Origin of the sequence: Acidovorax sp. BoFeN1, assembly GCF_003345135.1 — a bacterium.
Lineage (GTDB): Bacteria > Pseudomonadota > Gammaproteobacteria > Burkholderiales > Burkholderiaceae_C > Acidovorax > Acidovorax defluvii.
Genome location: NZ_QOZT01000006.1, coordinates 64839 through 90588, shown reverse-complemented (window position 1 = coordinate 90588; position 25750 = coordinate 64839). Strand labels below are relative to the sequence as shown.

Sequence of the window (25750 nt, the reverse complement as noted above, 5' to 3'; positions counted from 1 at the left end):
CACGTCGGGTGGGCTTGCGCGACTGCTCGAATCCGTTGTTTTGATCTGCGGCCATTGCCAGGGTCTGCTGCTTCATCTGCGGATAACGTTTGAGAAGCGACAACGGTGGACCTTGATCAGCATTGCCCTAACCCCCGCTGTGCGTCTTCAGTCGGCGCACCGCGCCAAGTGCTTCGAGTCCGATCATTACATCCGAGTGGATGCCTGTCACAGCGGTTTTTGGGGTTGCAAGGCGGGGGCGCATATCAGGCACTTGGCTGTGCACTGCGCTCCAGGTTCAGCGCCAGCAGGCGGCGCAAGATTTCATCGTCGGGCATGTCCGCCGTGTAGTCGCCCCAGCCGTAGGCCGCCGCCACCGCCGCATCCAGCTGCGCGTGGGCCGCTGCCAGCCAGGCGGGGCGCAGGTTGTAGAGGTTGGTGAGCGTGCGCTTGGCCAGGTCTTTTTCGAACCCCGGCTTGGGCACGGTGCGGTTGGGGTAGGGCGATGTGGTCATGCCCAGCGGCACCACCTCGGGCACGGTTTGCGTCCACTCGGGCGGGTTCAGCCAGGCCTGGCGCAGGGTGCTCAGGCGCTGGGCGGCCTGGGCAATGGCTGTGGCGGCCTGGCGGATTGGTATGGTTTTGATAGCTGCTGGCGCTTGATGGACGGGCGCTAGAGCCTGTTTTTGCTCTAAATTCTCTGCTGGCAAGGCGTCGGGCAAAGTGTCTGGCAGGTTGGCCGGAATCAGCGCGCCGCCGTCCACTGCCTCGGTGCGCTGGTGCGCGGTGTCCAAGGGGGTGAGGCCTGCGGGGAAGGGGAAGGTTTCGAAGCAGGTGGTGGGGGTGTAGCGCGGCCGGTCTTCCAACGAGGTGCCCATGCGCAGCGCCCAGAGTTCGTGGAAGCGGCTGTGCAGGATGCCGAAGGTGGTGTCGTCGGCGCGGGCGACGACGCACACGGCGTGGCTGGCCAAAACGATGGTGGGGCGCCAGACCCATACGCGGTGCTTCGCAACGATGGAGGTGACCATGAAGCGCTCCGTACCCGTCAGGGCTTTGCGCATGTCAAGTGCCGTTCGCGCGTGGAGCCACCATTTGCGGCGCTCGGATTCGCTGCGCACGGCGTCTTTCTCTGGTTTCACCACGCGCTGCACATATTCGAATGGCGCATCAAACAAAGCGGCTTCGGCTTGCGGGCGCTCGACACCGAAATCGACGATCCAAGTGTCCGATGGCGCTTTCACCAAGTCGGAACCGTTAATCCATGGCTTCACAACTTCGGCATTACTCTGGCCGTGTGGGTTGGGCAGGGCCAGCCATGAGCGAGCGAGGTCGCCAGGAATGTCAAAGCTGGCTTTTTTGGATGTGCCCACGAAGCAGGAGGCTTTGTTGGCCAGCAAGGGTTTGGCGCTGGGCAAATCCATGGAGTCACCGTCCGCGCTAGCCGCAGTCAAGTCAGCATGGATGTGGGCCGCAGTAGCACCGTCGAGCACCGCCTCTTTTTGTGAGTCGCCAAACGCCACCAGCGACACCCGCACTGCCGCGCCATCGTTCACCCACGGCTCATCGCTCCACGCCTCAAAGATGCGCGTTTGCGCGCAAATCGCATCAAGCACCTTGCGGTTGGCGCCGCCGCGAATCGAGTTGGTGGTGACCAGTCCGGCGCGCTGCAACTGGCCTGCCGCCATCTGCGCGCGGGCCTTGTCGAACCAATAGCACACCAGGTCGGCACCGCCGGGCACGCGGCCTTCGTAGGTTTTGCGCAGCAGCGTGGTGTAGGCGTCGCCCAGCTCGGCGCGCATTTTTTTGTCGCCCAGGAAGGGCGGGTTGCCGATGACCACGTTGGCGGTGGGCCAAGTGGCTTCTTGCGGTGCGGCGGCTGCGCCCGGTGGTCCGGGATGGGGCGGGGTTCCGGTTTCGGGGTCAGAGCACGAGTTTTGCTGCGCAAAATCGTGATCCGACCCCGAAACCTGCGCTGCGCCTGGGGCGGGCGCTGGTGTCTGCACTGCGCCTTGTTTTTGCGCTGTCTGCGCTGTGCCCCAGTCCAGCAGCGCGTCGCGGCATTCGATGTGTTCCAGGGTGTCGAGCACGGGGTTGGTCTTGAACTCGTAGCCGTGCGCCAGGCGCCATTGCAGTTCGCCAATCCACACCGTGACGCGGGCCAGTTCGGCGGCGTATTCGTTCAGTTCGATGCCCAGCACGTTGTGCGGGCCGGTCACCAGGTCGGCCTCGCGGTCCAGGCCCAGCTCTGCGGCCTGCAGGTGGCTGTGGTGTTCCACGTCTTTCAGGCACTTGAGGGCGAGGTACAGAAAGTTGCCGCTGCCGCAGGCGGGGTCGAGGGCGCGGTAGTTTTTGAGCTCGTCGAGCCAGGTCACAAACAATGCGTGCGCTGCGCGGTAATGTTTGTCGCCTTTTTTGGTGATTTTGGCCGCCAGCGCTTGTATCTGTTGCGCTACCAGCTCCCATTTTTGTAGCAATGGGTGACGGATGACGGGGCCAATCAGTCGTTCGATGGTGGCCGGGTCGGTGTAGTGCGCGCCCAGCTGGCTGCGTTTGGCGGGGTCGAGCCCGCGCTCGAACAGGGTGCCGAAGATGGAGACGTCGATGGCGCTCCAGTTCAGGTCGGCGGCGCGGCGCAGTTCGGCCAGGTCGGGCGCGGAGAGGGGCGGCACGGCGATGGTCTGGAACAGGCCGCCGTTGAACCACGGAATGTCGTCCACGCCATACAAGCCGCCGCTTTGCATGGTGCCAAAAAGCTGCGAAAGGCCCTGCGTCAGCCGCTCGGGCGTGGCCTGCTGGTTGTTGAGCAACCGCTCAAACATGCGGCCGGGCAGCAGGCCAACGTCTTCGGCAAAAAAGCAGAACAGGCACTGCGTGAGGAAGTGCGCCACCTGGTTGGCGCGCTGTTGCTGGTGCTGCGGGTCTGTGGCGCCTTCACCGGGCGCGCTGCCGCGCTGGCGCAGGCCTTCGGCCAGGGCGGCAAAGCTTTGGGCGGCGGCTTCGGTGATGTCGCGGTTCGTTTGCCGGGGCTTGAAGCTTTCGGGCGCCGTCCAGATGCGGCGCAGCAGCGCCAGATTGGCGGGCTGGTCCATCTCGGCAATGCGCACCTCGTGCGTGGCGCTGGGGTGGCCGGTGAACTGGGTGTGAATGCGGATGCTAAGCCGGTCAGACACCACCAGAATGGGCGGGTTGGACAGCGCCAGGCTGTAGGTGAGCAACTGCTTGAGCGCGGTGTCGAGGTTTTTGCCCGGCGCCTTGTTCTCCCACGCAAACACGCCACGCATGAAGACGTCGGCATAGCCCGTCTTGCCGCCGATGACGGCGCTTTTTTCTTCAAACCGGTAGTCAGCGGCACTGCCGGGCTTGGGCACACCCAGCAGCTCACACAGGTCCAGAAAATGGCTTTGCGCGCCTTGCTCTTCGTTCAGTGCGTAGGCTGGGCCGGGCACGCCACCGGGCGCGCCCCATTTGGCGATGAAATCTTGGGGGGTCATGGGTTACTTTGGTTGCTCGGCCGTTGGCCTGCACGCCAGCGGCGTACGCGCTGGGAGTACGGCTCGCGTTGTTCGGCCCAAGCGTTGTATTGCTTGACTTCAGCGGTGGATGCCATGGCCAAGGATGGAGGAATGAGGGCGCTGCTGGCCTCGACTTCCCTGGGCAGGGTCATCGTTGGGGGTGTTGTTTGCCTTGGGCACATTGGGGCACCGTGGGTGGTCAACAGCCGTGCATGGCGTAGTCGAGTGCGTCCCAGATGGCCTGGGCATCCTGGCCGAGATTGGTCAGTGGGCTGCGCAGTTCGCCCGGTTCAAACGAACCGTTGGCCAATGTCTCCAGCACGAAAGCTCGTCCTGCCACCTCCAGCTTGGGGTTCAGCACGGTGGCGTGTTGTGGGTTGTCCAAGGGGGCGAGTGGAACCGCCATGACGGCTGCAGGGCGCTTGAGGAAATGGCTTTGCACTTGCACCACGTAGGGGTGGGTAGCGCGCAACTCCTCCAGCGGGTTCGGGTAAACGTCAAACTGCGCCATCGGTCGCTACTGCCTGCTGCCCTTTGGCCTTGCGCCACTCGTGAATGCGGCGCGCCATGGAGCCAATTTTGGCCATGCGCTGGTTCATGGCTTCAATGGCTTCCTTGTTTTCTTCTTCCCACTGGGTGCGTGCGGCTTCCATTTCAGCCGGGCTGCGTGCGGCGGCGGCAGCGCGGCGCGCCAGGCGCTCGGGGGTGAGCCAGCCATCTCCGCTGGTTGACGTGGCGGCGTAGCGGGCGGGCTCTTCCTGTGCGGTGAGGGGGGCGGGCACCACTTTCACCGGCATTAGCGTGATGGTGCCGTCAGGAGCCGTTTGCACCTCGAACAATTGCCCTGCGTACTTCTTGCCCAGCGATATCTGGCCGCTGGCGCCCACTTCCTTGAGCATGGCGTGCTCCTTCAAAAAACGTCATGCCATCATGCGGCATGAAATGGGAGGGCGTCAAGCTTGCGTGGGCTTCCCCATGACGGCCTTCAACTGGTACAGCGCATCCAGCGCCTCGCGCGGGCTGAGCTGGTCGGGGTGGATGGCGGCCAGCGCGGCTTCCACCGGGCTGGCGCCTGCGCTCTCGGGCACTTCAGGGGGGGCGAACAGGTCCACCTGCAATTCGTCCTCGCCCGCACGCTCTTCCAGCGCCGCCAGCGTGTGGCGGGCGTGGTGCAGCACAGGCGCGGGCATGCCGGCCAGTTTGGCCACCTGGATGCCGTAGCTGCGGCTGGCGGGGCCGGGCTGGATTTCGTGCAGGAACACGATGTCGGCACCGCTCTCGGCCGCGCTCACGTGCATGTTGACGGCGTGGCGCGCCTTGGCAGGCAGTTCGGTCAGCTCGAAGTAGTGCGTGGCGAACAGCGTGAAGGCGCGGGTCTTGTCGTGCAGGTGCGTGGCAATGCCGCTGGCCAGTGCCAGGCCGTCGAAGGTGCTGGTGCCACGGCCGATTTCGTCCATCAGCACCAGGCTGTGCGGCGTGGCGGCGTGCAATATTTGCGCGGCCTCCACCATCTCCAGCATGAAGGTCGATTGCGCGTTGGCCAGGTCGTCGGCGGCTCCGATGCGGGTGTGGATGGCGTCGATGGGCCCAAGGCGGCAACTGGCGGCGGGTACATGGCTGCCCATGCTGGCGAGCAGCACAATCAGCGCCACCTGGCGCATGTAGGTCGATTTACCGCCCATGTTGGGGCCGGTGATGAGCTGCATGCGCGTGTTGGCGTTCAGGCGCGTGTGGTTGGGGATGAAGGCGCCGCTCGACGTTTCTGCCAAGCGCGCTTCCACCACGGGGTGGCGGCCGGCCTCGATCTCGATGCAGGGCTCAGGCGCGAACTGCGGCGCGCACCAGCCCAGCGTGAGCGAGCGTTCGGCCAGCGTGCACAGCACGTCGAGCGTGGCCAGCGCGTGGGCCAGGCGGGTGAGCAGGGGGATGTGCGGCTGGAGCTGGTCGAGCACCTGCTCGTACAGCCATTTTTCACGCGCCAGCGCGCGCTCGTTGGCCGACAGGGCCTTGTCCTCGAAGGCTTTCAGCTCGGGCGTGATGAAGCGCTCGGCGTTTTTCAGCGTCTGGCGGCGGCGGTAGCCGTCGGGCACCTTGTCGAGGTGGCTGCCGGTCACTTCAATATAGAAGCCGTGCACCTTGTTGAACTGCACGCGCAGGTTGGGGATGCCGGTGCGCGCCTTCTCGCGCGTTTCCAGGTCGAGCAGGAAGGCGTCACAGTTGCTCTGGATGCCGCGCAGCTCGTCGAGCTCGGCGTCGAAGCCGCTGGCGATCACGCCGCCGTCGCGCACCAGCGCGGCGGGTTCTTCGTCGATGGCGCGGTGCAGCAGATCTGCGCAGCCCGGGGGCGGCTGCAAATGGCTGAAAATTTGAGCCAAATAGGGCTCCGGCGCTTGTCCAATATGCGCGAGCAGCTCTGCTTTTTGTAGCGTTTTGCACAGCGCCACCAGTTCACGCGGGCGCACCTGGCGCAGTGCGGTGCGCGCGGTGATGCGTTCCACGTCGCTCACGCCCTTGAGCTGCTCGCGCAGCGCGCTCCAGGGGCCGGTGCCACCCCCGGCACCACCCGCACCGCGCAGGGCGGTGGTGGCGGACAGGCGCTGGCGGGCCTCGGTGCGGTCGCGCCGGGGTTCCAGCAGCCAGGTGCGCAGCAAGCGGCTGCCCATGCCGGTCATGCAGGTGTCGAGCAGCGAGAGCAGCGTGGGCGCGTCTTCGCCGCGCAGGGTTTTGATGAGTTCGAGGTTGCGGCGCGTGCTGGCAGGCAGGTCGATGAGGTCGCCGCCGCGCTGCACCTGCACGCTGTGCACATGGGTGAGCTGGCGGCCCTGGGTGTGCTCGGCGTATTGCAGCAGCGCGGCGGCGGCGGCGTGCGCCTGGGCCAGGTCTTGCGCGCTCCAGGCCTGCAGGCTGGCGGCGCCGAGCTGTTCGAGCAGCTTGCGCTCACCCAGCGGGCTGTCAAACTGCCAGTCCGGCCGCGGGGCCATGGGGCAGGTGAAGGCACCGGCCTGGCGCAGCGCCTGCAACTGCTGCTCGAAGCGGTCGGTGACGCCGGCGCTGTAGATCAGCTCGCTCGGCGCCACACGCTCCAGCCAGCCGCCCAGTGCATCGAGTGCGCATTCGGCCAGGAACACGCGCCCCTGCGTCACGCTGAGCCAGGCCAGGCCGCAGCGCGCGCGCGGCCCCTGGTGCACGGCCAGCAGCAGCGCCTCGGCCTTGTCGGACAGCAGCTCGCTGTCGGTCAGCGTGCCGGGGGTGACCACGCGCACCACCTTGCGCTCCACCGGGCCCTTGGCCGTGGCCACATCGCCCACCTGCTCGGCAATGGCCACCGACTCGCCCATCTTGATGAGCCGGGCGAGGTAGTTCTCCAGCGCATGGAAGGGCACGCCGGCCATCACCACCGGCTGGCCGGCCGACTGGCCGCGCTGAGTGAGCGTGATGTCGAGCAGGCGCGCGGCTTTTTCGGCGTCTTGCCAGAACAGCTCGTAGAAGTCGCCCATGCGGTAGAACAGCAGCGTGTCGGGGTACCCGGCCTTGAGGGCCAGATACTGCTGCATCATGGGCGTGTGCGCAGAAACTTCTAGTTTTTCCATATAAATCAATAGCTTACAGTTTCTGCATCAGATTTTTGGGGCAAATTTGGGGCACTTTTTGCCATGTTTTGCATGCCCTCCCAGATGCGATCAAGCTCTCTGGGGGACTCCGTATCTATCCATCGACCATAAACGGTGACGAGCATGGAATAGTCGCTGTGGCCCATCTGGTTGGCGATGAAGGCCAGGTTGCCACGTGCCGTGAGGTTCCAGCAGGCGTAGGTGTGCCGGGTCTGGTAAGCCGGGCGCGGCCGGATCTCCGCGCGCCGGATCAGATTGGCCCACTTGGTGTTCCAGGCGCTCGGCACGAAGTAGTCGTTGACGACCTTCTTGCGGGCCTGCGTCTTTGGCGACAGCAGCACGCGCACGCGGCCGATGCGCGATTCATGGCGGTTCAGCCAGACGGTCAGGTCGGCAGGTTCACGCTGCTCCGCGTCCGCGATCAGCACCTTGAGCGCTTCGCGCGCCGGTGGCTGCAGCAGCACGGTGCGCTCCTTCTTGGTCTTGGGCACCTTGAACGTCACGGACTGCGTGATCGAGCGGCGCACCGTGATCTTGCTGAAGTCTGGCGCGACATCCTCGACGGCCAGCGCAAGCAGCTCGCCCGGCCGCAACCCGGTATAGATGGCCACAGCCACTGCGGCCTCGTCGATGGGGTGCAGGCAGCCCTTCTCGATTAGCGTGAGGTATTCCTCATAGGTCAGCGGGTCCGGGTCTTTGCTGCTCTTGGTGAAGCGCACGCAGTGCTTGCCGAGTTCGCCGCAGTAATGGTTGTTCTCGCACCAGTACAGGAAGCCGGCAAAGGTTGCCAGGTAGTGGTTCACCGTGGAGACGGCGCGTGTGACGATCAGATCCGCACGCAGCTTCTGGATGTCCTCGGGGAGCAGGGCGTCGGCCGCGCGATTACGGCCCAGCGTCGCCACGCAGATGTCGAGCGCGACCTCGTAGCGCGATTGCGTCTCCGGCGTGATGTCCACCGCCTTGAGCGGCTTGTAGCGCTCGCACAGGTCGCCCACGCGCTTGCTGGAGGCGGAGCTGTCGGCCGCGCGCGAGTGCGGGAAGAACTCGGTCTCGTTGTAGTTGCCGTTCTTCAGCGCAAACAGCGCTGCGCTGCGCAGGCCGGCGGCGTGCTTGATGTTGTTGCGGGTCGGCTCGATGCCGAGCGTGTGCCGATGGCGAGCGCCCTTATACATGAAGGCGACACGGATCGACTTGCCGTGTACCTCCACACCGGGAAAACCTGTATTGGTTGCTGCTGCGCCCGCCATGTTTTTGATCCTCGCTACTCAGTTCTCCGCTTCATCGCCGAGCGGCCATTGCCCGGTCTTGAGCATGAACAGCTCGAACAAACCGGGCGGCATCGCCCGGTCACCTGCTTCCCATTGCTGCCATCCACGCAGCGACGCCCGGACCGTTTGTGCCGCTTCGGTTTGCGTGAGGCCCGCGGCAAGGCGGGCCTCGCGTATGGCGGCTGGCGTGGGGCTTGGCGGCTTCGAGTCGGTCATGGGTGCCGATGACAAGAACCCGTGCCGCCATGCGCGACCGGGAAAAACTAAGTTGGCGGCATTGTACGCTCATTGAGCGTATTTCCTCGGTCCAGGTCGCCTGAAGCGTTGCTGCTAGAAAGCGGCGACGTGGGTTTCGCTTTCGACCCAGCGCTCGAACTCGGCCACGTTCACGAAAATCCGGCCGTCCGGCGCCTTGCGCCAGAGGCGGCCCTCAATCCAGGTGCCGTTCTTGACCTTGTGTCGCACGGCGTTCTCGCTGTAGCCCGTGATCTCAGCGAAACGCTTGATGAGTACCCATTGGCTGGCATAGCCCATGACGATGACCTCCGCTCAGGAAGGCCATCGACGCAGGGAAGGGTGGCGGCCTTGTCTGGGACAAATTGTCCGAGGCGGCGCACCCAGGCAAAACCCACGTGGGCGTGCATGAGCGCAGAAGGGCGTGGATAAGCGGTGGGGCAGGAATGCGCCGAAGTCTCTCAGTACCCGACGGTTGCCTCGACGATGTCGAACCGCGCTCCTGGGTGCGTCCTTAACGCGGAGCAAGTCAGCTTTGTTTGAAGCAAAAGCTCCCACTCCTTCAGAGCGCCGCCGTTTCCCCACAGGGCAGGCAGCGGGTCTCGTAGCGTCAGCGCGTAGATCACTGCTTTGGCACCCGAGTCTTTCTGGAGCCGGCGTTTGACTGCGTGATAGATGCAGACGACCGGATCGAGTGAAGTTGATACGAACGAAGGATAGGGTGGCGATGTGTGCAGGTTCAGATCGCCTCGTCCATGAAACAGCACTTGGCCTGGCGGGACAAGAACCTGACTTGCGGTGATCTCGCCATCGAGACCGCAAACCAAGCTCTGTTGCTCACTCGTGGCGCTGCCCGCGGCGATGGCGCGTGCGGCGGCGTGGTAGAGATCGTAGTGCGGATTCTTCCGATACAGCTTGAAGTGCGTCGTGTCGCCGATCTTTGTTCGCTGCCTGTGCCATTGCTTGGCGGCGGAGTCATTCTTCAGCCGTTCTTGGATCTGGCCTTGAAAGCCCGAATCGCGCGCGTCGTCGTCGGCTAGACGCAGTAGCAGTTCAATCGGCGTCTTGATCTCGATGATCTCTGGGGCTTTGTAGCAATTGGTCCCATCGAGCTGGGGGAGGCTTCCTCCGAACGAGAAACGCCAGTTGAAAAGATCAATGGTCGTCATGTTCCTCAACGCGATCTGCTTATGCTGATGTTTCGTCGTCATGGCTCCTCTTGAAAGTCTATGACCGCCCCGGCGTTCCGCCGTCAGGGTCTCGGGCGTTGCCCCTGTGTTTCCGCCGAGCAGGGACATCCCGGTCTGCTCAGGCCTGCGCGCGACATACCATTATTGTTCGTCTAGTAAGCGAATGTAATGTACGATGGACGTACATCGTCAGAACTTTTGATTTGACGTCAATGAGGCATCGAGAGCGATGACGAAAGTCTGCCCATTTCAAGACGCAATATGACCGCAGCAGTCAATCACCCGGGTGAAGTTCTCGCCCAACGGCTTGAAGCCGTTGGCGTGTCGCCGACCGAGCTGGCGCGTCAGCTCGGCGTCCCGGCCAATCGGATCACGCAGATCATCAACGGCAAGCGTGGGATCACCGGCGACTCGGCGCTGCGGCTTGCCCACTGGTTCGGTGACACCCCACAGTTCTGGATGGACCTGCAATCGCGGTGCGACCTGGAGCTTGCGAAAGCCGCATCGGGACGAGCTATCAGGTCGCTTCCTACAGGCCCGACCATTCGGGTCACAAGACCAACAAGCAGATGAAAACTGCGTAGGAAGAGATCTATGACAGGAGCGAACAAAGCCCTTTTTCACGTGGCTGAGGCTGTTTGGAAGGGGCCGTGCCATGGCTGATGGACCGGTAGACATCACATTCCACTATCCACCGGAACTGTTCAGTCTCTTGGTGGATGTTGTGCCGTTGCTCAATCGCTCGAAGCCGGATGTACTGGTGTTCTTCCGAGGCGCAGGTGTGCCCGACAACATGACTTCCGACATTGCCGCGGGCTTGAGAACTGCACCGAGAGACGTCAACAAGTACCAGATGGTTCGCACAGTGCTTGAGCGCCTCAACGCGAAGGGAGAATCCGCTCTTCGCGAGAGGCGCGAGGTGCTGCGGCGTGTTGTGGACTTTGCGAACTTCGATTCGTGCTGGCCCGACGACCAGCTCAAGGCCAAGGGCCTTGTCGCCAGCATCCGCGAAGTCGTCAACCAGAAGGACGCCTTCACACGCATGAACAACGCCCGCGAAGAAGAGCGGCAAGCGCGCCTCGCCGAGACGCAGCGGATCGCTGCGGAGAAGCGCGAGCGCACTACCAGGATCGAGAACGCCAAGCAGGGGTTGTATACGCTGTTTGGTACGTCGGCGACGGCGCAGGAGCGCGGCAAGATGCTGGAGACTGCTCTCAACAATCTCTTCCAGGCCTACGGCGTTCTCATCCACAAAGCCTTCCACGTGGTCGGCGACGGTGGAGAAGGAATTGTTGAGCAGATCGACGGGGTGATCGAGCTCGGCGGCATGCTGTACTTCGCTGAAATGAAGTGGTACCGCAATCCGGTGGGCAAGCCAGAGATTTCAGAGCATCTTGTACGCCTCATGTCACGCGCCGAGGTTCGAGGCATCTTCATCTCTGCCAGTGACTACACGGAACCTGCAATCCACACTGTGCGCGAGTTCCTGCAACACAAGGTCCTGATTCTCTCGACGCTTCAAGAGATCGTGCGTCTGCTGGAGCAACAGGACGACCTCGCAGAGTTCTTCACGAAGAAAGTTCAGGCGGCGCAGATACACAAAAATCCGTATTTCCGCCCTCATGACGGCCAAGGACGAGGCGCGTCATGACAGGGAGCTGGAAGGACATCAACAAGCCTCCGAGTCCCGCGAATGTCGTCACGGCTGCGCAGGTGGCGAACGGTCCCGTCATTCCGCCACAACAAAGGCTGCTGACCTACTCGCCAGATGAGTGGGAAGGTTTCGTCGAGGAGTGGGCCTACTACTGTCTAGCGACGAAGTACAAGCATGTCCAGCGCTTCGCAGGCGCCGGCGACATGGGCATCGACGTCGCCGGATTCGTTGACGATAAGCGCCTCAAGGGCGTGTGGGACAACTACCAGTGCAAGCACTACGACCATGCCATCAGACCCGGCGATGTCTGGGTTGAATTCGGCAAGGTCATCTGGTACTCGTACAACGGCGAATACACGGCGCCCCGTCACTATTACTTTGTTTCGCCGCGTGGTGCTGGCACGTCGCTGAGCCGCCTGTTTGCGAATGCCGAGAAGCTGCGCGAGGAGCTGATTGCCAACTGGGATAAGCACGTGAAAGACGCGATCACAAGCACGCAGGAGGTGCCGCTCGACGCAAAGCTCCGCGCCTATGTAGACGTCTTCGACCTTTCCATCTTCGACGCCAAGACCGCGCTTCAGCTGGTTGACGATCATCGCACCACGCCGGTTCACGCCGCGCGCTTCGGTGGGGGACTACCAACACGGCCTGCGTCCGGAAAGCCGCCTCAAGACGTCGCCTCTGCGGAAAGTCGCTACGTGACTCAGTTGCTCGGCGCATATGGCGAGCACACGGGGACGGTCGTGACCGACCCATCAGCCCTGTCCATGCCGAAGCTCAAGGACCACTTCCGTCGCCAGCGCGAAGCGTTCTATGAGGCAGAGTCGCTGCGCGTCTTCGCACGCGACAGCGTGCCGCCCGGCACCTTCGAGTCCTTGCTGAACGACATTCACGACGGCATTGTCGACACGCACGACGCGAACCATGCCGATGGCTACGAAAAGGTTTGCGCCGTCACCAAGGCGGCTCGCGACATGCAGATCACGGCGAACGCTCTCATCACTTGCACGAACCCCAAGGACCGGGATGGAATCTGCCACCAGCTCGTGAACGAGGAACGCCTTCGGTGGACACGATCATGAACCAAGAATGTAAGCCGATCACCTTCAATGGCCCGCTTGAGGCCGGTATCCGCGCAGTCTCAATTCTGGGTGCGGCGTATCCGCAAACCTACGACCTTCAGCGGCTCGTCGCCCTTGACTACCTTCTTGTTCATACAGGCGATATCGACGGCCCGGACAATTTGCACCCGCCGACGCCGATGCACTCCGCTGAATTGCTCGTGCGCCGCAAGCTGGTCGAGCAATCGCTACTTTTGATGATGACCCGCGACCTCGTGGAGCGTGAAGTCACGGACGAAGGTATCAAGTACGGTGCGGGAGAGAACGCTGCGACTTTTTTGTCGTCGGTATCTTCCAGCTACCTGTTGGCCCTGAAGGATCGCGCGACGTGGCTTGTCCAAACCCTCGGCGGCCTCACGGACGAGCAGTTCAAGGGCATGATGCGGCGCTTCTTCGATAGGTGGGTCGAAGAGTTTCAACACGTTGAGCAGAGCCTGGGAGGCGGGGCATGACGGCAGCAACTCCCGGCTTCCGCTTGCGTTTCCTCGGCTTCTTCGGCCCGCAGAAGACCTCCGCAACTGTGACCTTGGGCCCCGGCCTGAACGTCATCTACGGTGCGTCGAACACAGGGAAGTCTTTCATTGTCGAAGCCATCGACTTCATGCTCGGCGGAAAGCCTCCCTTGCGCGACATTCCGGAGCGTGTCGGCTACGACCTCGTTCTGCTGGGTCTTGAGACACTTGATGGTGGGTCCTTCACGCTTTGGCGCAGCATGGACGGTGGCGGCTTTCGACTCTACGACGGTTTGCATCAGACGCCACCTGCGGCCGACATTCCATACAAGCAGCTTGACGAGCAGCACAGCGACAGGAACGACGCGAACCTTTCTGCCTTCTTGCTCGGTCTGTGCGGACTTGGCGGCAAGCGAGTCCGCAGGAACTCCCGAAATGAGACCAACAGCCTGAGCTTCCGTAATATTGCGCGCCTGATGATCGTCAATGAGACGGAAATCACGCAGCAAAATTCTCCGCTCTTTGACGGCAATCCCATTGCGAACACACCGAACCTCGCAACATTCAAGCTGCTTCTGACGGGGACGGATGATTCTGCGCTGGTAGCAAGCAATAAGCGTGAGCCGGAGGAACTCTCGCGGGAGGCGCAACTGCACCTACTTGACCAGCTTCTTGACGACTACCGTGATCGGCTCAGGGCGTTGACCAAGAGTCCGAAGGAGTTGGAGGAACAACTTGAGAAGATCGATACCGCGCTTCGCCAGCACGCGGCTCAGGTGAACATGACCGAGGCTGAGTTTCAGGAGGCAGCAGGGAAGCGGCGCGAACTGCGCAAGAAGCTGGAGGAAAGCCGCGAGCGACGCGGAGAAGTTGGGGCGATGCTTGAGCGATTCAATCTTCTCGACAAGCACTACGCATCCGATATTGAACGGCTGCGCGCTATCGAAGAGGGGGGGACGTTGTTTAGCGTACTGGGCGCTGGGCATTGCCCTCTCTGCGGCGCGGCACCGGCACATCACCGCGCCGATGCTGAATGCAATGGGAACACTGACGCCGTCGTTCAGGCGGCTCGAAAAGAGATCGCCAAGATCGAGATCTTGCGTGCCGAGCTTGCGGCTACCGTCCGCAATCTTGAACGCGAGAGTGCCAACTTCGACCGCAGACTGCCCACCGTCGTCCGGGAGCTGGAATCAATCTCCGATGCAGTTGAAGAGCTGATCGCGCCCAGGCTTTCGACCTTTCGCAAGTCCTATTCCGACTTCTCCGACAAGCGCGCAGAGGTGCGTGAGGCACTGGCGCTCTATGCAACCGTACAAGACATGGAGCGTCGGCGCGCCGATCTGGAGAAAGGCACTGAGGACGAGAAAGCGGGGGCGCTTGCCAGCGCAGACATCCCCACCACCGTCACTCACAGCTTCGCCAAGACTGTTGAGGGCATCCTGACGGGGTGGCATTTTCCGGAGGCCGGGGATGTGTACTTCGACTCCAAGACTCGCGATCTTGTCATTGCCGGGAAGTCGCGTAGCGCTTTTGGCAAGGGCCTTCGCGCGATCACGCACGCAGCTTTCACGCTCGGCCTGCTGGCGTTCTGTCGTACACGCCAGACGCCGCACACTGGCTTCGTCGTTCTCGATTCCCCCTTGCTTGCGTATCGGGAGCCAGATGGAACGGAAGATGACTTGACCGGCACCGACCTTCAGGAGCAGTTCTACGCCTACCTTGAAGCATTGCCCATCGACACACAAGTCATCGTGGTCGAAAACACTGATCCACCCGACGCAATCATGAAGCGCCAACAGTCGTTGATGTTCGGGAAAAATCCGCATCATGGCCGGTATGGCCTATTCCCTTTTGCGTCGGACTCTGTTCGGTAGATGGCAATGGGAATATGAGGGCAACAACAGCGTGGAGAGGACCCATTCGCTCTCCATGGGGTGGCAGACCACGCGATGCCGTACGTCTCATCTCTCAGATCCGGCTGTTCCAGGTTTGCTGTCCACAAAGGAGATGAGATTTGCCGTCAAAATTTAAGTTTGTAGTCCGCGCGCGGCGCCAGTCCATTCCTCCATCGCCCCGTCCGGTGTTCGTCCTCACGACGGACAACTGGGACGACTATGGACACAAGGTGCAGTTTCATCTCAGCTATGTCGATGCCAAGGGCAACGACACCCGCTTGGGTGCGGTCAAGATCCTCCAGAGAACGAGCGCGGATGGCGAGCCTATCCAATTGGCGGAAACCACCCAATTGCCGGACGCGTTCCCCGAGCTGAGCGAGGAATTCGTGTCCTTGGGCCAGGAAGATGACTATTACAAAAACCTTCATACCCTGTTTGGCTCAAAGTCCAGCGATGTTCTCGACGCGCTGCGCGATATCGCTTGGCGGCCGGCGTTCGCGGCTGACTTCGAACCAACCACAGCCTTCCGCAACGCCATGATGCGCGAGAACGGCGCGCACCGCGCCCGCCGTTTTGGCGGCGCATGGGCCACCGGGGAGCAAGTCAATGAGAAGCTCACTTTCACGTACATCGGATCGATCGAGGGTGCAGACGCTGACGTTGAAGCGAGATTCGCCTTTAACCGCAAGGACCCCGTCCCGGGCCGTATCGTCGGCATCATTGGCCGCAATGCCGTGGGCAAGACGCGGTTTCTTGCGAGCCTGGGTGCTGATCTCGCGCAGATCTCGCGCACCTCGGCCGAGAAGCTGACGGAGCGCGAAGAGCGCTTTCCCGGCGGCCGCCCTTTGTTCACGCGCATCATCGCCATCTCGTACAGCGCCTTCGACCGCTTCAAGCGCCCGGCGCCGGACAGCTCCAGCAGCTACGTCTATTGCGGTATTCGGAACGATAAGGGGGGACTGTCGCGCGCTTCACTGGTAGAGACATACCGCCGGAACCAGAAGCGCATCCGAGAGCGTGACGTGCAGGCCGACTGGACCGGGTACATGCAGACTATCCTGGGGGATCTCAGCGGGCACCTCACGGCGAGCCTAGAGGCGGAGATCAGCAGTTCTGCTACGGAGGACAAGGCCTTGTCCCTCCTCAGCTCCGGACAGTCCATCCTGGCCCATTTCGTGACGGCGTTGCTCGCATGGATCCAGCCGAACTCGCTGGTCTTGTTCGATGAGCCGGAGACTCACCTCCATCCAAATGCCGTCGCCAGCCTGTTCTTGGTCTTGTCGGAGATTCTGGTTGAGTTCGATTCCTACGCGGTAGTGGCAACCCACTCGCCTGTTGTGATCCAGGAAATTCCGGCCAAGCGCGTCCTGGTGTTCGAACGCGAGCAGAACGTGACGATTGCCCATCCCTTGCCGCTCGAAAGTTTCGGCGAAAGCGTGACCGAGCTAACCAGGCATGTGTTCGAGACCATCGAGGTCGAGAGCGTCTACCGCCGCACCCTCAAGGAACTTGCACAGGAGGAATCGGCCGAGGAAGTCAGAGCTCGCTTCGACCGCGGCCTAAGCCTCAATGCCGAGGCCTACCTGCTAGCGCAATACGGAAAGAAGGCGGGAAAGAACAAGTGAAAAGCCTAACCGCCTTGCCAGACGATCCGACTTACCTGGATCGGTATGTGGCCATTCGAGACAAGAAGCGCGAACCCACTAGGACGGGACTTGTCGCCGCACATGCGTTGATTGAAGGCCGATACGAGGCCTTCGCGCAGGCCATCGCTCAAGGCGCTTTGGCTGGGCTTCAGAGCCATGCCCAGGCGCGCCAGCGCAGCGAGATCCTGCGCGCTTGTTATGACGGGGCCACGCAGCCCTTGAAGGAACTGAAACAGGCAATCCGGGACGCGCAGCCCAAGCGGCTTCTGAAGTACTGCCCCATGTGTGGGACGACGCTTCCTGGCACGTTCGACCACTACATGCCTGCGGTGAGATTCCCGGAGTTTTCTGTGCATCCGCTGAACCTGGTCCCATGCTGCGCGAAATGCAATTCGACGAAGGACGCTGATTGGCTGTCGGCCGCAGGTAAGCGCCAGTTCTTGCATGCCTATGCGGACCAAGTTCCGGACCTGCAGTTCGTCACGGTGACGCTGCACGAGGACCAAGCCTTCGATGGTGTTGGCGCGACCTTCTCGCTGCAGAGGCCCGCTGGCCTTGACGACGACCTGTGGGAGCTCATCGACTCTCATTTCCGCCGCCTCAAACTGATCGGCCGGTACGACGAGCGCGGCAACGACGAAGTGGCCGAGATCCTGTCGAACTGCCGTACTTTCCTCGACGCGGGAGGGCAGAAGGTCCGAGCCTTCCTGAGCGGACGAGCAGAAGATCAGCGCACGGTCTACGGCAGAAACCACTGGATCGCCGTCCTGATGGATGCCATGGCCCAGCACCCTAACTTTGTGGCTTGGGTCCACGCCGCATGAAACAGTGAGCGCGGCTACCAGGGCTGCCAGCGCCGCAGGGGTGCCTGCGGCAGCACGCCCAGCGGGCGCACCTCCGGCAGCGGCTGTGGCGCATCGCTCTTGGGCGTGCCGAAGCGGCGGCGCGCTTCGCGTTCCAGCTCGTGCGCCATGCCGCGTGCGTCCTTCTCTCCACGCAGTGCCCGCTGTCTCCATTCGCGGGCTTGGGCAATCAGTTCATCGTCCGGCAGTTCTTGTGTGTCCATGGCAGGCGTCATTGTGCCGGGCCGCGCATGGCCAGCCGCGAGTCACTGGGACTGCTGGCTGCGGCCGTAGCCATTGGCAAGGCGCGGCGCCATCTCGGGGAAAAGGACGCCGAGCACGGCGTCGTAGCGCGCAGGCCGCAGGTGAGTTTCGTCGCCGGCGTCCACCTTGTCGATGATGCCTTGCCGCCAGGAAGCATAGCGCTCGGCTTGCTTCGGAGTGAACCGGGCCTCCAATGCATAGGTCTTGACGGCCATGGGGTACAGCGTGTGCCATTGCTGGTAGCCGGGTCCGCTTTGCGTGATGGCATTGAGCACCTGGTACCCCGTATCGAATGCGTAGCCGACGCCCCGGTTGTGCCGGATCGACAGCAGCCGTGAAATGATGCCAGCGACACCCACCATCTCCGGGTCGGCGGCGCCTGGGTAGCCGTGCGCGGCAAGGGCTTCCGCGGCCTCCATGAGTCGCAGCCAAGGCTCGCTGTCCTTTCCTAGCAGCACAGGCGCTGGGCGTTCCCCTTTGTGTGCCCTCCGGGCTTTGTCGATGCGGGTATTGGCGTCGTGGAACTCCGTGGCGGCGGCCAGATAGATCAAGACCCATTCCGATGCTGGCGTCGCGAGCAGCCGGGGACGCCGCAGTTCCGCCAGACGCTCTTGAAAGCGGACCGAGACCGGATGCTGGTCCAATTCTGTTTCGAGGAGTTGGAGACGGAGTCGCCAGGCCGGGTGATGCACCCAGCGCTTGCCGATGGTTTCGTTCACCACCAGATGGCGGAGACCTTCCCGTGTCACGCGTCCGCCGAGCGAGCCTATGTCGATTTCCAGGGTCGACATGTTGAGTGCCTGGATGCGGCGGAGCTTTTCCTGATCGATGCCGTGGGTCACGGTGACCTCGATCAGCACGGTTCGGGGCCACTGCTGGCTGCTGTGGGTGTCTTCTATCAATTCTTCGAAGGCCCCATCGAGCCGAGTTTCGGCGAACCCGTAGATATAAGGTCGAGGCTCGCGCAGGGTGCAGATGACGTCGGGGACGATGCTGCCCTGGCGTTGCTCCAACTGGGTGTTTTCCAGTGGCAGCGTCGTCGATGCCGTCATCCACTGAATGCGAAGTGTGTTGTCCTCCCATTCGCCGCTGAATTCGTCCGGTGCGTAGCGGGTCACTTCGACATCGAGGCCGGGCGTCGTGATCTGCGACGCCTGTTCCAGGATAGCCTTGACTTCGCTGTGCAACAGGGTCTCGCGACGCCATTGCTGAGCGACGGCTGGCTCCAGATCCGAGGGCAGATGCTGACGGAACAGCGCTTCGTCTGCCTCCTCCCAGGCATCCATGGCCTCTCGCGCGGTCTGCTGGGCCTGCGCGCTCGCGGCCGCTTGCAAGGCCTGGTCGTCCCAATGCGCGCACCATCGGATGTCCGGAAGCAGGCGCAGCCGCGCACGGATGTCGTCCGGCGACATCATCGCAATGGCGGGATCGGATAGGAATAGCGTGACGATGGCTCGCCCCTGACCATCGCTGCCGGCAACGCGTTGTCCCGTGAGGTCGACCAGGAACTCGCGGCCGTCATCCAGCGTCAACAGCGCCGTGGCGTGGTCGTGGAGTACCGCGCTGGTGATGGATACGCGCTCTCCGGGTTTTTCGGCCCAACCTTCATAGCCCTGGCCGCTGAAGCCGGTGGCGTTGGCCGACATCCGGCGTCTCGGCAGATCGATGAAACCCCGCTCTTGGAGATGCCGAATTGCGGCCAGCCGGGCAGCAACGAGGGTGCAGTCATCTTTCTGCGCGCCCTTGGGATGGCGGAAATGCGCAGTAGGGTTCCTGCGCAAGGGCTGCCCCGCCAACACCGGCGTCAGTGACAGGTCGCAGGCCGGGCATTGGCATTCGGCGCTTCCGTCGATGACCTCAGGGTCGTGGATGTAGCGCGGCTCGCCGGTGCGCGAGTCGTGTGCCCATGTCAACGGTACGGTGTCGGCATTGGGCATTGGACGCACCGGCGCGGTATGGGTGTCCACCTGCCAGATGCTCGAATCGTGCGCCATTGCCGCCTCTACGTTGCTGAAACTCTACGTTGCTGAAACATCACTTGGCACCTTCGCGCTCGCGTTGACGCAGACGCTTCACATAGGGGCTGTCCACCATACTATCCGCGTCGAGATCAAGCGCGCAGTTCACCAGGATGGCGAACGTGCTGTCGCTGATCTGCAGTCCGTGGGGAAGGAGACCGTAACTCCGTGCGCTGTTTTCTTCAATGCTCACGAACAGTGCTTTGAAGAAATCGGCCAGAGACGCCCGCGACGCCGCTGTTGCCGCCGCTGTCAAGGGATCGGAGGCCTGCGCAACCGCCGTTGCGGCATCGCGAGCCAGTTCGTGGGCGAAGTCGCTCAGCGTAGGCCAGTATTTGAGGTCGAACTGTCTTTGCAGATCTTCGAGGCGCTCTCGAACATAGTATTTGAACCCATGGTTCTCCTGAGCAGATGCCTGGATCACGTCACAGACGTGGTAGTGCGTATCTGTCCTAAAGCCTGACGTGTTGCCGAGGTCCGAGCGCTGCTGAAGCAGTTCGGCCAATTCGGCAGCTTGCTTGGCAATTTGCTGATTCACCTTGGTGAGTTCGCTTCGTGCGTTGCGGGCTTCCGCAATCTTCTCGGGATTCCAAAGCGCTGCTGCGGTCAGAACCAGCCCTAGAAATGTCTTGAGGGCGTGCGGATGCTGGTGCAGCTTGCTGTGCAACTCTTCATAGGCCGGGGTCATTTCCAGGGCTCTGGCCAGAAGCCGATCCGCCACGGCCCTTTCGCTGGGCAGGATATGGTGCTCGGCGTTGTATCGCTTCTCCTCCATGAGGAGCTCTTCGCAGACGTTCTTGGGAGAGGCGGGTGGATGCAATGTCATGGTCTGTCTTGGCTGATGGACATGCTTGCAGCATATTGAAGCACTCGGGTTCTGTCGGTACCTCAAATGCCGCTGTGAAGTCTCGTTCCAGGTACATCGGCGCTCCAAGGTGTCATGGCGTCCCCGGCCAAGACGCATGGCCGGTCGCGCTGTCGTGCTGCGCATCGAGCCACCTTCGGCGTCTCGTCCCCTCCGGGCTTCCATCGTTCCCTCGCGCTGCTCGACTGACGCCTTCGGCCAGGCTCGGTGATCCGGGCCTGCGCGCTGCGCTTGCCTCCAGGGGATCGGCTGTGCAGCCCATCCCCGCCGCGCTGCGCTTGGCGCCCCTCTTGTTCCGCCGAACCGGCTGCGCCGGATCGGCCTTCGCGCCTGCGGCGCTGCGCGCTTCGCTTGCGTGGGGTCGGCGAAGAGGCGGCCGTTGCCTGTCCAGCCATCTTTCCTTCCCTCATCACCTTGTCCGCGACCGTAGCACGCGCCGGGGTGCCGTCAAGGCGCGCCAGGCCGTGTCCTCGCCTTCGGCTGCGGGCCGCCCCACCCCTGGCGCTTCTTCCTTGACGGCACCCCGGCACGCGCTCCTTTTGGCCGCGGGCGATGAACTCAGGAAAGACGGTGGCAACGAGGCCAACCGGGTTCTTCGTGCCGACCCCACCGGAAGCCCGAAGAGGGCTCTGAATCTAGGAATCCGGTGAGGCTTTTTCAACAGCCAACTTCATCAGGAGAAAGACCATGCAACTCGCATCCCGTTTCGCCAGCCACTCGCCGGTGCTGCGCTCGGAACATCCCTTGTCGGATGAGCAGATACGGACCGTGGCCCCGTCCATCTTCGCGCAGGCCCCACACGGCAGCCGCTCGGAGCGCTACAGCTACATCCCCACGGCCACCGTGCTGGGGGAGCTGAGAGGGGAGGGCTTCGAGCCCTTCATGGTGTGCCAGACCCGCGTGCGGCAGGAAGGGCGGCGCGACTTCACCAAGCACATGATCCGACTGCGCCACGCCAGCCAGATTAATGGCCGCGAGGCCAACGAAATCATCCTGCTCAACTCCCATGACGGGACCAGCAGCTACCAGATGCTGGCGGGTATGTTCCGCTTCGTCTGCCAGAACGGGTTGGTGTGCGGCGACACAGTGGCGGATGTACGCGTGCCTCACAAGGGCGATGTCGCGGGCCATGTGATCGAAGGTGCTTATGCCGTGCTGGATGGCTTTGGACAGGCGCAAGCCTCGCGTGAATCCATGCAGGCCATCACGCTGGATGCCGGGGAGTCGGAGGTGTTCGCCCGCGCCGCGCTGTCCCTCAAGTACGACGACCCCGCCAAGCCCGCGCCCATCACGGAAACACAAATCCTGATGCCCCGGCGCACGGACGACGAGCGCCGCGATCTGTGGAGCGTGTTCAACCGCGCCCAGGAAAACCTCATCAAGGGCGGCCTGCGCGCCCGCGCCGCCAACGGACGCCGCCAGAGCACGCGGCCCGTGCAGGGCATCGACCACAACCTGCGGTTGAACCGCGCCCTGTGGCTGCTGGCCGATGGCATGCGCCAGCTCAAGGCCTGAGCCCCGAGCTCGGGGGGCGTGCAGCCCCTCCATGCATTCCCCAGTTTTACGTCTTTCCGTTTTCCCGATTGGAGCTACACCGTGAACACCGCTACCTTTCAAGAAACCAACGCCGTTGATGCAGCCGCATCCATCGCTGCAATCATCACTACGGGCGGCGCTGCCGCCGTTGCGGCTTCGCAGCAACTGCTGCTGATCCCGCTGTCCAAACTGCGCCCTTCGAGCCGCAACGTGCGCAAGAGCGGCGGCACGTCGATTCCCGAACTGGCATCGAGCATCGCCCGCGTGGGCCTGTTGCAGAACCTCACCGTGGTGGCCGCACCCGATGGCGAGCACTACGAGGTGGTGGCCGGGCGGCGCCGTCTCGCCGCGTTGAAGCTGCTGGTCAAGCGACGCAAGCTGGCGAAGGACCATGAGGTGCATTGTCTGCTGGTCCTGGACGATGCGGCGCGCACCGTGAGCCTCACCGAGAACGTGCAGCGCGAGGCCATGTCGCCCATAGAGGAACTGTTCGCCTGGAAAGACCTCGTGGCCGAAGGCCGTCCGATGGAAGACATTGCGGCTGACTTCGGCGTTACGCCTCTCGTGGTGCAGCGGCGCCTGAAGCTCGCCAACGTCTCGCCCCGGCTGCTGGCGGACTTCGAAACGCAGGCCGTGACGCTGGAACAGTTGATGGCGCTGGCCATCACCGACGACCATGCGGCGCAGGAGGCGGCGTTCTACGAATCGCCGCAGTGGCAGCGCAGCCCGGAGGCGCTGCGCGATCACCTGACCAGTGAAGAGATCGACGCCAGCCGCGATGCGGTGGCGCGCTTCGTCGGGCTGGTGGCCTACGAACAGGCGGGTGGCGGTGTTCGCCGCGACCTGTTCGCGGACGACCAGAACGGCATCTTCCTGACGGACGGCGCGCTGCTGGACGCACTGGCGCGCGACAAGCTCGCGCCGCTAGCCGAGCAGGTGCGGGCCGAAGGATGGGCGTGGGTGGATGCCGCCCCACGTGCCACGTCTTCCGAGCTGTACCAGTTCCAGCGGGCGCGCAGCACGCGCCGGGAACCCAGCAAGGCCGAGTCCAAGCGCATCGCCAAGCTGGAAGCCTGGCAATCGACGTTGCAGGAGCGGCTGGACGACGAAAACGAGGACATGACCGACGAACAGGCGCAGGCGCTGCACGACGAGATGGACGAGTTGGGCGACGAACTGGACGCCATTGAACGCCAACTGGTCGAATACCCGGCCGCCGTGGTGGCGCTGGCCGGTGCCGTGGTGTCGATCGATCCCATGGGCGGCGTGATCGTGCATCGCGGCCTGTTGCGCGAGGAACAGGCCAAGGCGTTGCGGGAACAGGCGCGGCAGGAGGAGGGCGGGGCTGGGAGCAACCCGGATGCCGGGGCCGACGAGCCGGCCAAGCCCGGTATCTCGGAAAAGCTGGCGAAACGCCTGAGCGCGCACCGGACGGCGGCCTTGCAGGCCGAGGTGGCGCGGCACCCGCAGGTCGCGCTGGTGGCTGTGGTGCATCGCCTCGCGCTGCGTGTGATCGTGGACTGCTATGGCTCGGGTGGTTCGCCCGTCGACATCTGCGCCACGCCACAGGATGGGCTCGGGCTGCATGCGCCGGACATGGGCGAGGCACCGGCGGCCGTGGGCATGCGCAAGGTCCGGCAGGCGTGGGCCGACCGCCTGTCCGAGGACCCGGATGCACTGTTCGCCGAACTGCTGGTCTTCCCGCAGCAGGAATTGCTGTTGCTGCTGGCGGTGTGCGTGGCCTCCACGGTCGGCGTGCTGGCGTCGCATGAAGAGGAAGTGCCCGCCGCCGCGCTGGCGCGGGCGGTGAACCTCGACATGCACGACTGGTGGACGCCCACCGCTGCAGGCTACTTCGAGCATGTCTCGAAAGCCAAGGCGCTGGAAGCGGTGCAGGTGTTCGCGCCCGATCAGGTGAACCGGCTTGGCAAGCTCAAGAAGGCCGAGATTGCAAGCGAGGCCGAGCGGCTGGCAGTGGGAACGGGTTGGTTGCCTGTGATGTTCAGGGAGCATGCAGCCGCTGTCGAAGTCGAAACGCAGGCCATGCCGGAGAGTGAGGCCGGTGTCGATGCCGAGGCAGAGGTCCACGAGGACGAGCACGCAGTAGCGTGAGCATGAAGCCCCGGCCCTCGGGCCGGGGCTTTGGGATTGGCGCGACGCGCGCGGCAGGTGTGCCGCGCGCGCTTTGACATCCAGCGGCTGCGCCGATGACGCCACCAGGAAATGCGCCCCGCCGGAGAGCGGGTCGGCTTCACGACAGGCTTGGCTGCGCTGGGTTCCGGAATGCAGCGCCGTCCCCGACGCTGCCGGCAGGCCGTCGCGAGCGACGGAGCTGGCACCGAAAGGCTATTCGCCATGCCTTCGATTTCCACGCCGCTGATGACGATCTTGCGAGCCGCAATGATGCGGCGGGGTGTTCCTTCTCGTTGTCGCTGGTCAATGGCTTGGTGTTCGGCAGTGGCCGAATCCGTGCCGGAAGGCTGTTGTCGCGGTGGGCGCCTGTGCGCATGCGTCCTTTGCGAGGACAGGTCCACGCCCACGGCCTTGTATTTGCCGTGAATCCTGGCGCGGGCACGGCGCACGCTCTCTGCGTTCGGTGCGCCTCGGGCTTGTTCGCCGCAACCGGCCTGCCCAATAAATTTCCCCTCCGCTGCGCGGATTCCTCGCGAGGCAAATTTCTCGTTCCTTCCGGTCCTTCGCTGCGCTGCGGCCCCTCCGCTTCGCTACGGGGTGCGGCGCGCCCGGACCCGCGCCGTTCGGATCACGCCAAGGCCGCGATGGGCGCGGACCTGGAAACCTCGAAAGGAATCATCATGAGCACCATCGGCAACTTCACCGCTTCGGGCAACGGCTACACCGGCACGGTTCGCACCCTGACCTTGAACGTCAAGGTCAAGATCGCCGCCGGCGAGAAGACGAGCGAGAACGCCCCGGACTACCGCGTCATCGCCGGCAACGGCCTGGAGATCGGCGCGGCGTGGAAGAAGGTCAGCAAGGCGGACCGGCCTTACCTGTCGGTGACGCTGGACGACCCGTCATTCCCGTCGACCATCTACGCTCGCCTGGTCGAGGGCGAGGAGGGCGTGCATAACCTGATCTGGTCGCGCAGCAAGGGCGACTGAGCGTCGTCCGGGCGCCCCGCCACGGCGGGGCGCTTTCTCCGCCGTGTGCATCGAAGGCCCGCGAAGGTTCGCGTGCCTTGTCGTGTTGGCGTTCGTGCTCGCGTGTCGTCTTCCTTGCGCATGTGCGGATGCACGTGAAAGTGCGGTTCCGTGTTTGTGCTTCGTCGTGGAACGGATTTCGTGCCTGTGCTGATCTGCGGCTTTACGGTGATGTGGGGAAGCGGGGTGGCGGTTCCAAGGATTTCAGCACTTCCGCTTTCGGGTCTTTGCGGTTTCGTGCGTCTCCGGCGATGCCGGACCGCGCTCTCGTGCCGCGCATCGAGTCGCCCATGGCGTCTCGCCCCTCTCGGGCTTCCATCGCTGACGCCTTCGCACCTGTGGTGCTGCGCGCTGCGCTTGCGGTGCGGGTGCGTGCGTAGTGGTTGGGGCTGTCTTGCTGTTCCCTTCATCGTTGCACGCCGGTCTTGCCGTCAAGGTCTGCGCGTGCCTGGCACGCTGGCGTCCTGTCGGCCGTCTTCGAACCTGTGACGGCCGCGCTGCG

At 63.3% G+C, this 25750-nt stretch carries 21 protein-coding genes; 10 read left to right on the top strand and 11 right to left on the bottom strand.

Going from position 1 to position 25750, the window contains the following annotated elements:
• Positions 1 to 245: 245 nt before the first annotated feature.
• From DTW89_RS19620 to DTW89_RS02710, 8 genes are all read right to left on the bottom strand, one after another.
• Positions 246 to 3470, bottom strand: a complete 3225-nt coding sequence (locus DTW89_RS19620) for a class I SAM-dependent DNA methyltransferase (RefSeq protein ID WP_114654811.1) — start codon at positions 3468 to 3470, stop codon at positions 246 to 248.
• Positions 3471 to 3690: 220 nt separating this feature from the next.
• On the bottom strand, positions 3691 to 4002 hold the full coding sequence (locus DTW89_RS02740) for a CcdB family protein (protein ID WP_114654810.1): 312 nt from the start codon (positions 4000 to 4002) through the stop codon (positions 3691 to 3693).
• Entirely contained in the window at positions 3989 to 4390 is a 402-nt protein-coding gene (locus DTW89_RS02735) for a type II toxin-antitoxin system CcdA family antitoxin (protein WP_114654809.1), read from the bottom strand. Before DTW89_RS02735 ends, DTW89_RS02740 begins: the two co-directional genes overlap by 14 nt.
• 54 nt (positions 4391 to 4444) lie before the next feature.
• Positions 4445 to 7081, bottom strand: a complete 2637-nt coding sequence (gene mutS, locus DTW89_RS02730) for a DNA mismatch repair protein MutS (protein ID WP_114654808.1) — start codon at positions 7079 to 7081, stop codon at positions 4445 to 4447.
• Between the two features lie 5 nt (positions 7082 to 7086).
• Positions 7087 to 8349, bottom strand: a complete 1263-nt coding sequence (locus DTW89_RS02725; RefSeq protein WP_114654807.1) for a tyrosine-type recombinase/integrase — start codon at positions 8347 to 8349, stop codon at positions 7087 to 7089.
• A gap of 18 nt (positions 8350 to 8367) precedes the next feature.
• The gene (locus tag DTW89_RS02720; RefSeq protein WP_114654806.1) at positions 8368 to 8586 is read right to left on the bottom strand and encodes a helix-turn-helix domain-containing protein; all 219 of its coding nucleotides are present in this window, start codon (positions 8584 to 8586) and stop codon (positions 8368 to 8370) included.
• Positions 8587 to 8700: 114 nt separating this feature from the next.
• Positions 8701 to 8904: an excisionase gene (locus DTW89_RS02715; protein WP_114654805.1), complete on the bottom strand. Its 204-nt coding sequence runs from the start codon at positions 8902 to 8904 to the stop codon at positions 8701 to 8703.
• 161 nt (positions 8905 to 9065) lie between these two features.
• Positions 9066 to 9815 (bottom strand): hypothetical protein, encoded by a 750-nt coding sequence (locus tag DTW89_RS02710; protein ID WP_114654804.1) that lies wholly within the window; start codon positions 9813 to 9815, stop codon positions 9066 to 9068.
• Between the two features lie 240 nt (positions 9816 to 10055).
• Between DTW89_RS02710 and DTW89_RS02705 the strand changes: the two genes are divergently transcribed.
• The 7 genes from DTW89_RS02705 to DTW89_RS02675 all read left to right on the top strand — a co-directional run bounded on the left by DTW89_RS02705 (position 10056) and on the right by DTW89_RS02675 (position 17386).
• Entirely contained in the window at positions 10056 to 10367 is a 312-nt protein-coding gene (locus DTW89_RS02705) for a HigA family addiction module antitoxin (protein ID WP_114654803.1), read from the top strand.
• Positions 10368 to 10449: 82 nt separating this feature from the next.
• A complete protein-coding gene (locus tag DTW89_RS02700; RefSeq protein ID WP_114654802.1) occupies positions 10450 to 11445 on the top strand; it encodes a restriction endonuclease in 996 nt (331 codons plus the stop codon).
• Positions 11442 to 12530: an ABC-three component system protein gene (locus DTW89_RS02695; RefSeq protein WP_114654801.1), complete on the top strand. Its 1089-nt coding sequence runs from the start codon at positions 11442 to 11444 to the stop codon at positions 12528 to 12530. Before DTW89_RS02700 ends, DTW89_RS02695 begins: the two co-directional genes overlap by 4 nt.
• Positions 12515 to 13021: an ABC-three component system middle component 2 gene (locus tag DTW89_RS19615; RefSeq protein WP_236637010.1), complete on the top strand. Its 507-nt coding sequence runs from the start codon at positions 12515 to 12517 to the stop codon at positions 13019 to 13021. Before DTW89_RS02695 ends, DTW89_RS19615 begins: the two co-directional genes overlap by 16 nt.
• Positions 13018 to 14895 carry an AAA family ATPase gene (locus DTW89_RS02685; RefSeq protein ID WP_114654800.1) on the top strand — a complete coding sequence of 626 codons (1878 nt, stop codon included), beginning with the start codon at positions 13018 to 13020 and terminating at the stop codon, positions 14893 to 14895. Before DTW89_RS19615 ends, DTW89_RS02685 begins: the two co-directional genes overlap by 4 nt.
• A gap of 140 nt (positions 14896 to 15035) precedes the next feature.
• A complete protein-coding gene (locus DTW89_RS02680; protein WP_201740930.1) occupies positions 15036 to 16541 on the top strand; it encodes an ATP-dependent nuclease in 1506 nt (501 codons plus the stop codon).
• A gap of 47 nt (positions 16542 to 16588) precedes the next feature.
• Positions 16589 to 17386 (top strand): HNH endonuclease, encoded by a 798-nt coding sequence (locus DTW89_RS02675; RefSeq protein ID WP_201740929.1) that lies wholly within the window; start codon positions 16589 to 16591, stop codon positions 17384 to 17386.
• 14 nt (positions 17387 to 17400) lie between these two features.
• On the opposite strand, the gene DTW89_RS02670 is transcribed toward DTW89_RS02675, so the two are convergent.
• Genes DTW89_RS02670 through DTW89_RS02660 form a run of 3 tightly spaced genes read right to left on the bottom strand, consistent with a single transcriptional unit; the run spans position 17401 to position 20512 of the window.
• Entirely contained in the window at positions 17401 to 17628 is a 228-nt protein-coding gene (locus DTW89_RS02670) for a hypothetical protein (protein WP_114654825.1), read from the bottom strand.
• A 42-nt stretch (positions 17629 to 17670) separates the two neighbouring features.
• Positions 17671 to 19662, bottom strand: coding sequence for a hypothetical protein (locus DTW89_RS02665; RefSeq protein WP_114654798.1), 1992 nt, complete (start codon positions 19660 to 19662; stop codon positions 17671 to 17673).
• A gap of 40 nt (positions 19663 to 19702) precedes the next feature.
• Positions 19703 to 20512, bottom strand: coding sequence for a hypothetical protein (locus DTW89_RS02660; RefSeq protein WP_114654797.1), 810 nt, complete (start codon positions 20510 to 20512; stop codon positions 19703 to 19705).
• 726 nt (positions 20513 to 21238) lie between these two features.
• Here DTW89_RS02660 and DTW89_RS02655 point away from each other — a divergent pair.
• The 3 genes from DTW89_RS02655 to DTW89_RS02645 all read left to right on the top strand — a co-directional run bounded on the left by DTW89_RS02655 (position 21239) and on the right by DTW89_RS02645 (position 25209).
• The gene (locus tag DTW89_RS02655; RefSeq protein ID WP_114654796.1) at positions 21239 to 22066 is read left to right on the top strand and encodes a DUF932 domain-containing protein; all 828 of its coding nucleotides are present in this window, start codon (positions 21239 to 21241) and stop codon (positions 22064 to 22066) included.
• A gap of 81 nt (positions 22067 to 22147) precedes the next feature.
• On the top strand, positions 22148 to 24199 hold the full coding sequence (locus tag DTW89_RS02650) for a ParB/RepB/Spo0J family partition protein (RefSeq protein WP_114654795.1): 2052 nt from the start codon (positions 22148 to 22150) through the stop codon (positions 24197 to 24199).
• A 701-nt stretch (positions 24200 to 24900) separates the two neighbouring features.
• Positions 24901 to 25209 carry a DUF736 domain-containing protein gene (locus tag DTW89_RS02645; RefSeq protein WP_114654824.1) on the top strand — a complete coding sequence of 103 codons (309 nt, stop codon included), beginning with the start codon at positions 24901 to 24903 and terminating at the stop codon, positions 25207 to 25209.
• Positions 25210 to 25750: the final 541 nt, after the last annotated feature.

Excerpts from the sequence above, each read along its gene's own strand:
- DTW89_RS19620 (WP_114654811.1), bottom strand. The coding sequence starts at position 3,470 with ATGACCCCCCAAGATTTCATCGCCAAATGGGGCGCGCCCGGTGGCGTG.
- DTW89_RS02740 (WP_114654810.1), bottom strand. The coding sequence starts at position 4,002 with ATGGCGCAGTTTGACGTTTACCCGAACCCGCTGGAGGAGTTGCGCGCT.
- DTW89_RS02735 (WP_114654809.1), bottom strand. The coding sequence starts at position 4,390 with ATGCTCAAGGAAGTGGGCGCCAGCGGCCAGATATCGCTGGGCAAGAAG.
- mutS (WP_114654808.1), bottom strand. The coding sequence starts at position 7,081 with ATGGAAAAACTAGAAGTTTCTGCGCACACGCCCATGATGCAGCAGTAT.
- DTW89_RS02725 (WP_114654807.1), bottom strand. The coding sequence starts at position 8,349 with ATGGCGGGCGCAGCAGCAACCAATACAGGTTTTCCCGGTGTGGAGGTA.
- DTW89_RS02720 (WP_114654806.1), bottom strand. The coding sequence starts at position 8,586 with ATGACCGACTCGAAGCCGCCAAGCCCCACGCCAGCCGCCATACGCGAG.
- DTW89_RS02715 (WP_114654805.1), bottom strand. The coding sequence starts at position 8,904 with ATGGGCTATGCCAGCCAATGGGTACTCATCAAGCGTTTCGCTGAGATC.
- DTW89_RS02710 (WP_114654804.1), bottom strand. The coding sequence starts at position 9,815 with ATGACGACGAAACATCAGCATAAGCAGATCGCGTTGAGGAACATGACG.
- DTW89_RS02705 (WP_114654803.1), top strand. The coding sequence starts at position 10,056 with ATGACCGCAGCAGTCAATCACCCGGGTGAAGTTCTCGCCCAACGGCTT.
- DTW89_RS02700 (WP_114654802.1), top strand. The coding sequence starts at position 10,450 with ATGGCTGATGGACCGGTAGACATCACATTCCACTATCCACCGGAACTG.
- DTW89_RS02695 (WP_114654801.1), top strand. The coding sequence starts at position 11,442 with ATGACAGGGAGCTGGAAGGACATCAACAAGCCTCCGAGTCCCGCGAAT.
- DTW89_RS02685 (WP_114654800.1), top strand. The coding sequence starts at position 13,018 with ATGACGGCAGCAACTCCCGGCTTCCGCTTGCGTTTCCTCGGCTTCTTC.
- DTW89_RS02670 (WP_114654825.1), bottom strand. The coding sequence starts at position 17,628 with ATGGACACACAAGAACTGCCGGACGATGAACTGATTGCCCAAGCCCGC.
- DTW89_RS02665 (WP_114654798.1), bottom strand. The coding sequence starts at position 19,662 with ATGGCGCACGATTCGAGCATCTGGCAGGTGGACACCCATACCGCGCCG.
- DTW89_RS02660 (WP_114654797.1), bottom strand. The coding sequence starts at position 20,512 with ATGACATTGCATCCACCCGCCTCTCCCAAGAACGTCTGCGAAGAGCTC.
- DTW89_RS02655 (WP_114654796.1), top strand. The coding sequence starts at position 21,239 with ATGCAACTCGCATCCCGTTTCGCCAGCCACTCGCCGGTGCTGCGCTCG.
- DTW89_RS02645 (WP_114654824.1), top strand. The coding sequence starts at position 24,901 with ATGAGCACCATCGGCAACTTCACCGCTTCGGGCAACGGCTACACCGGC.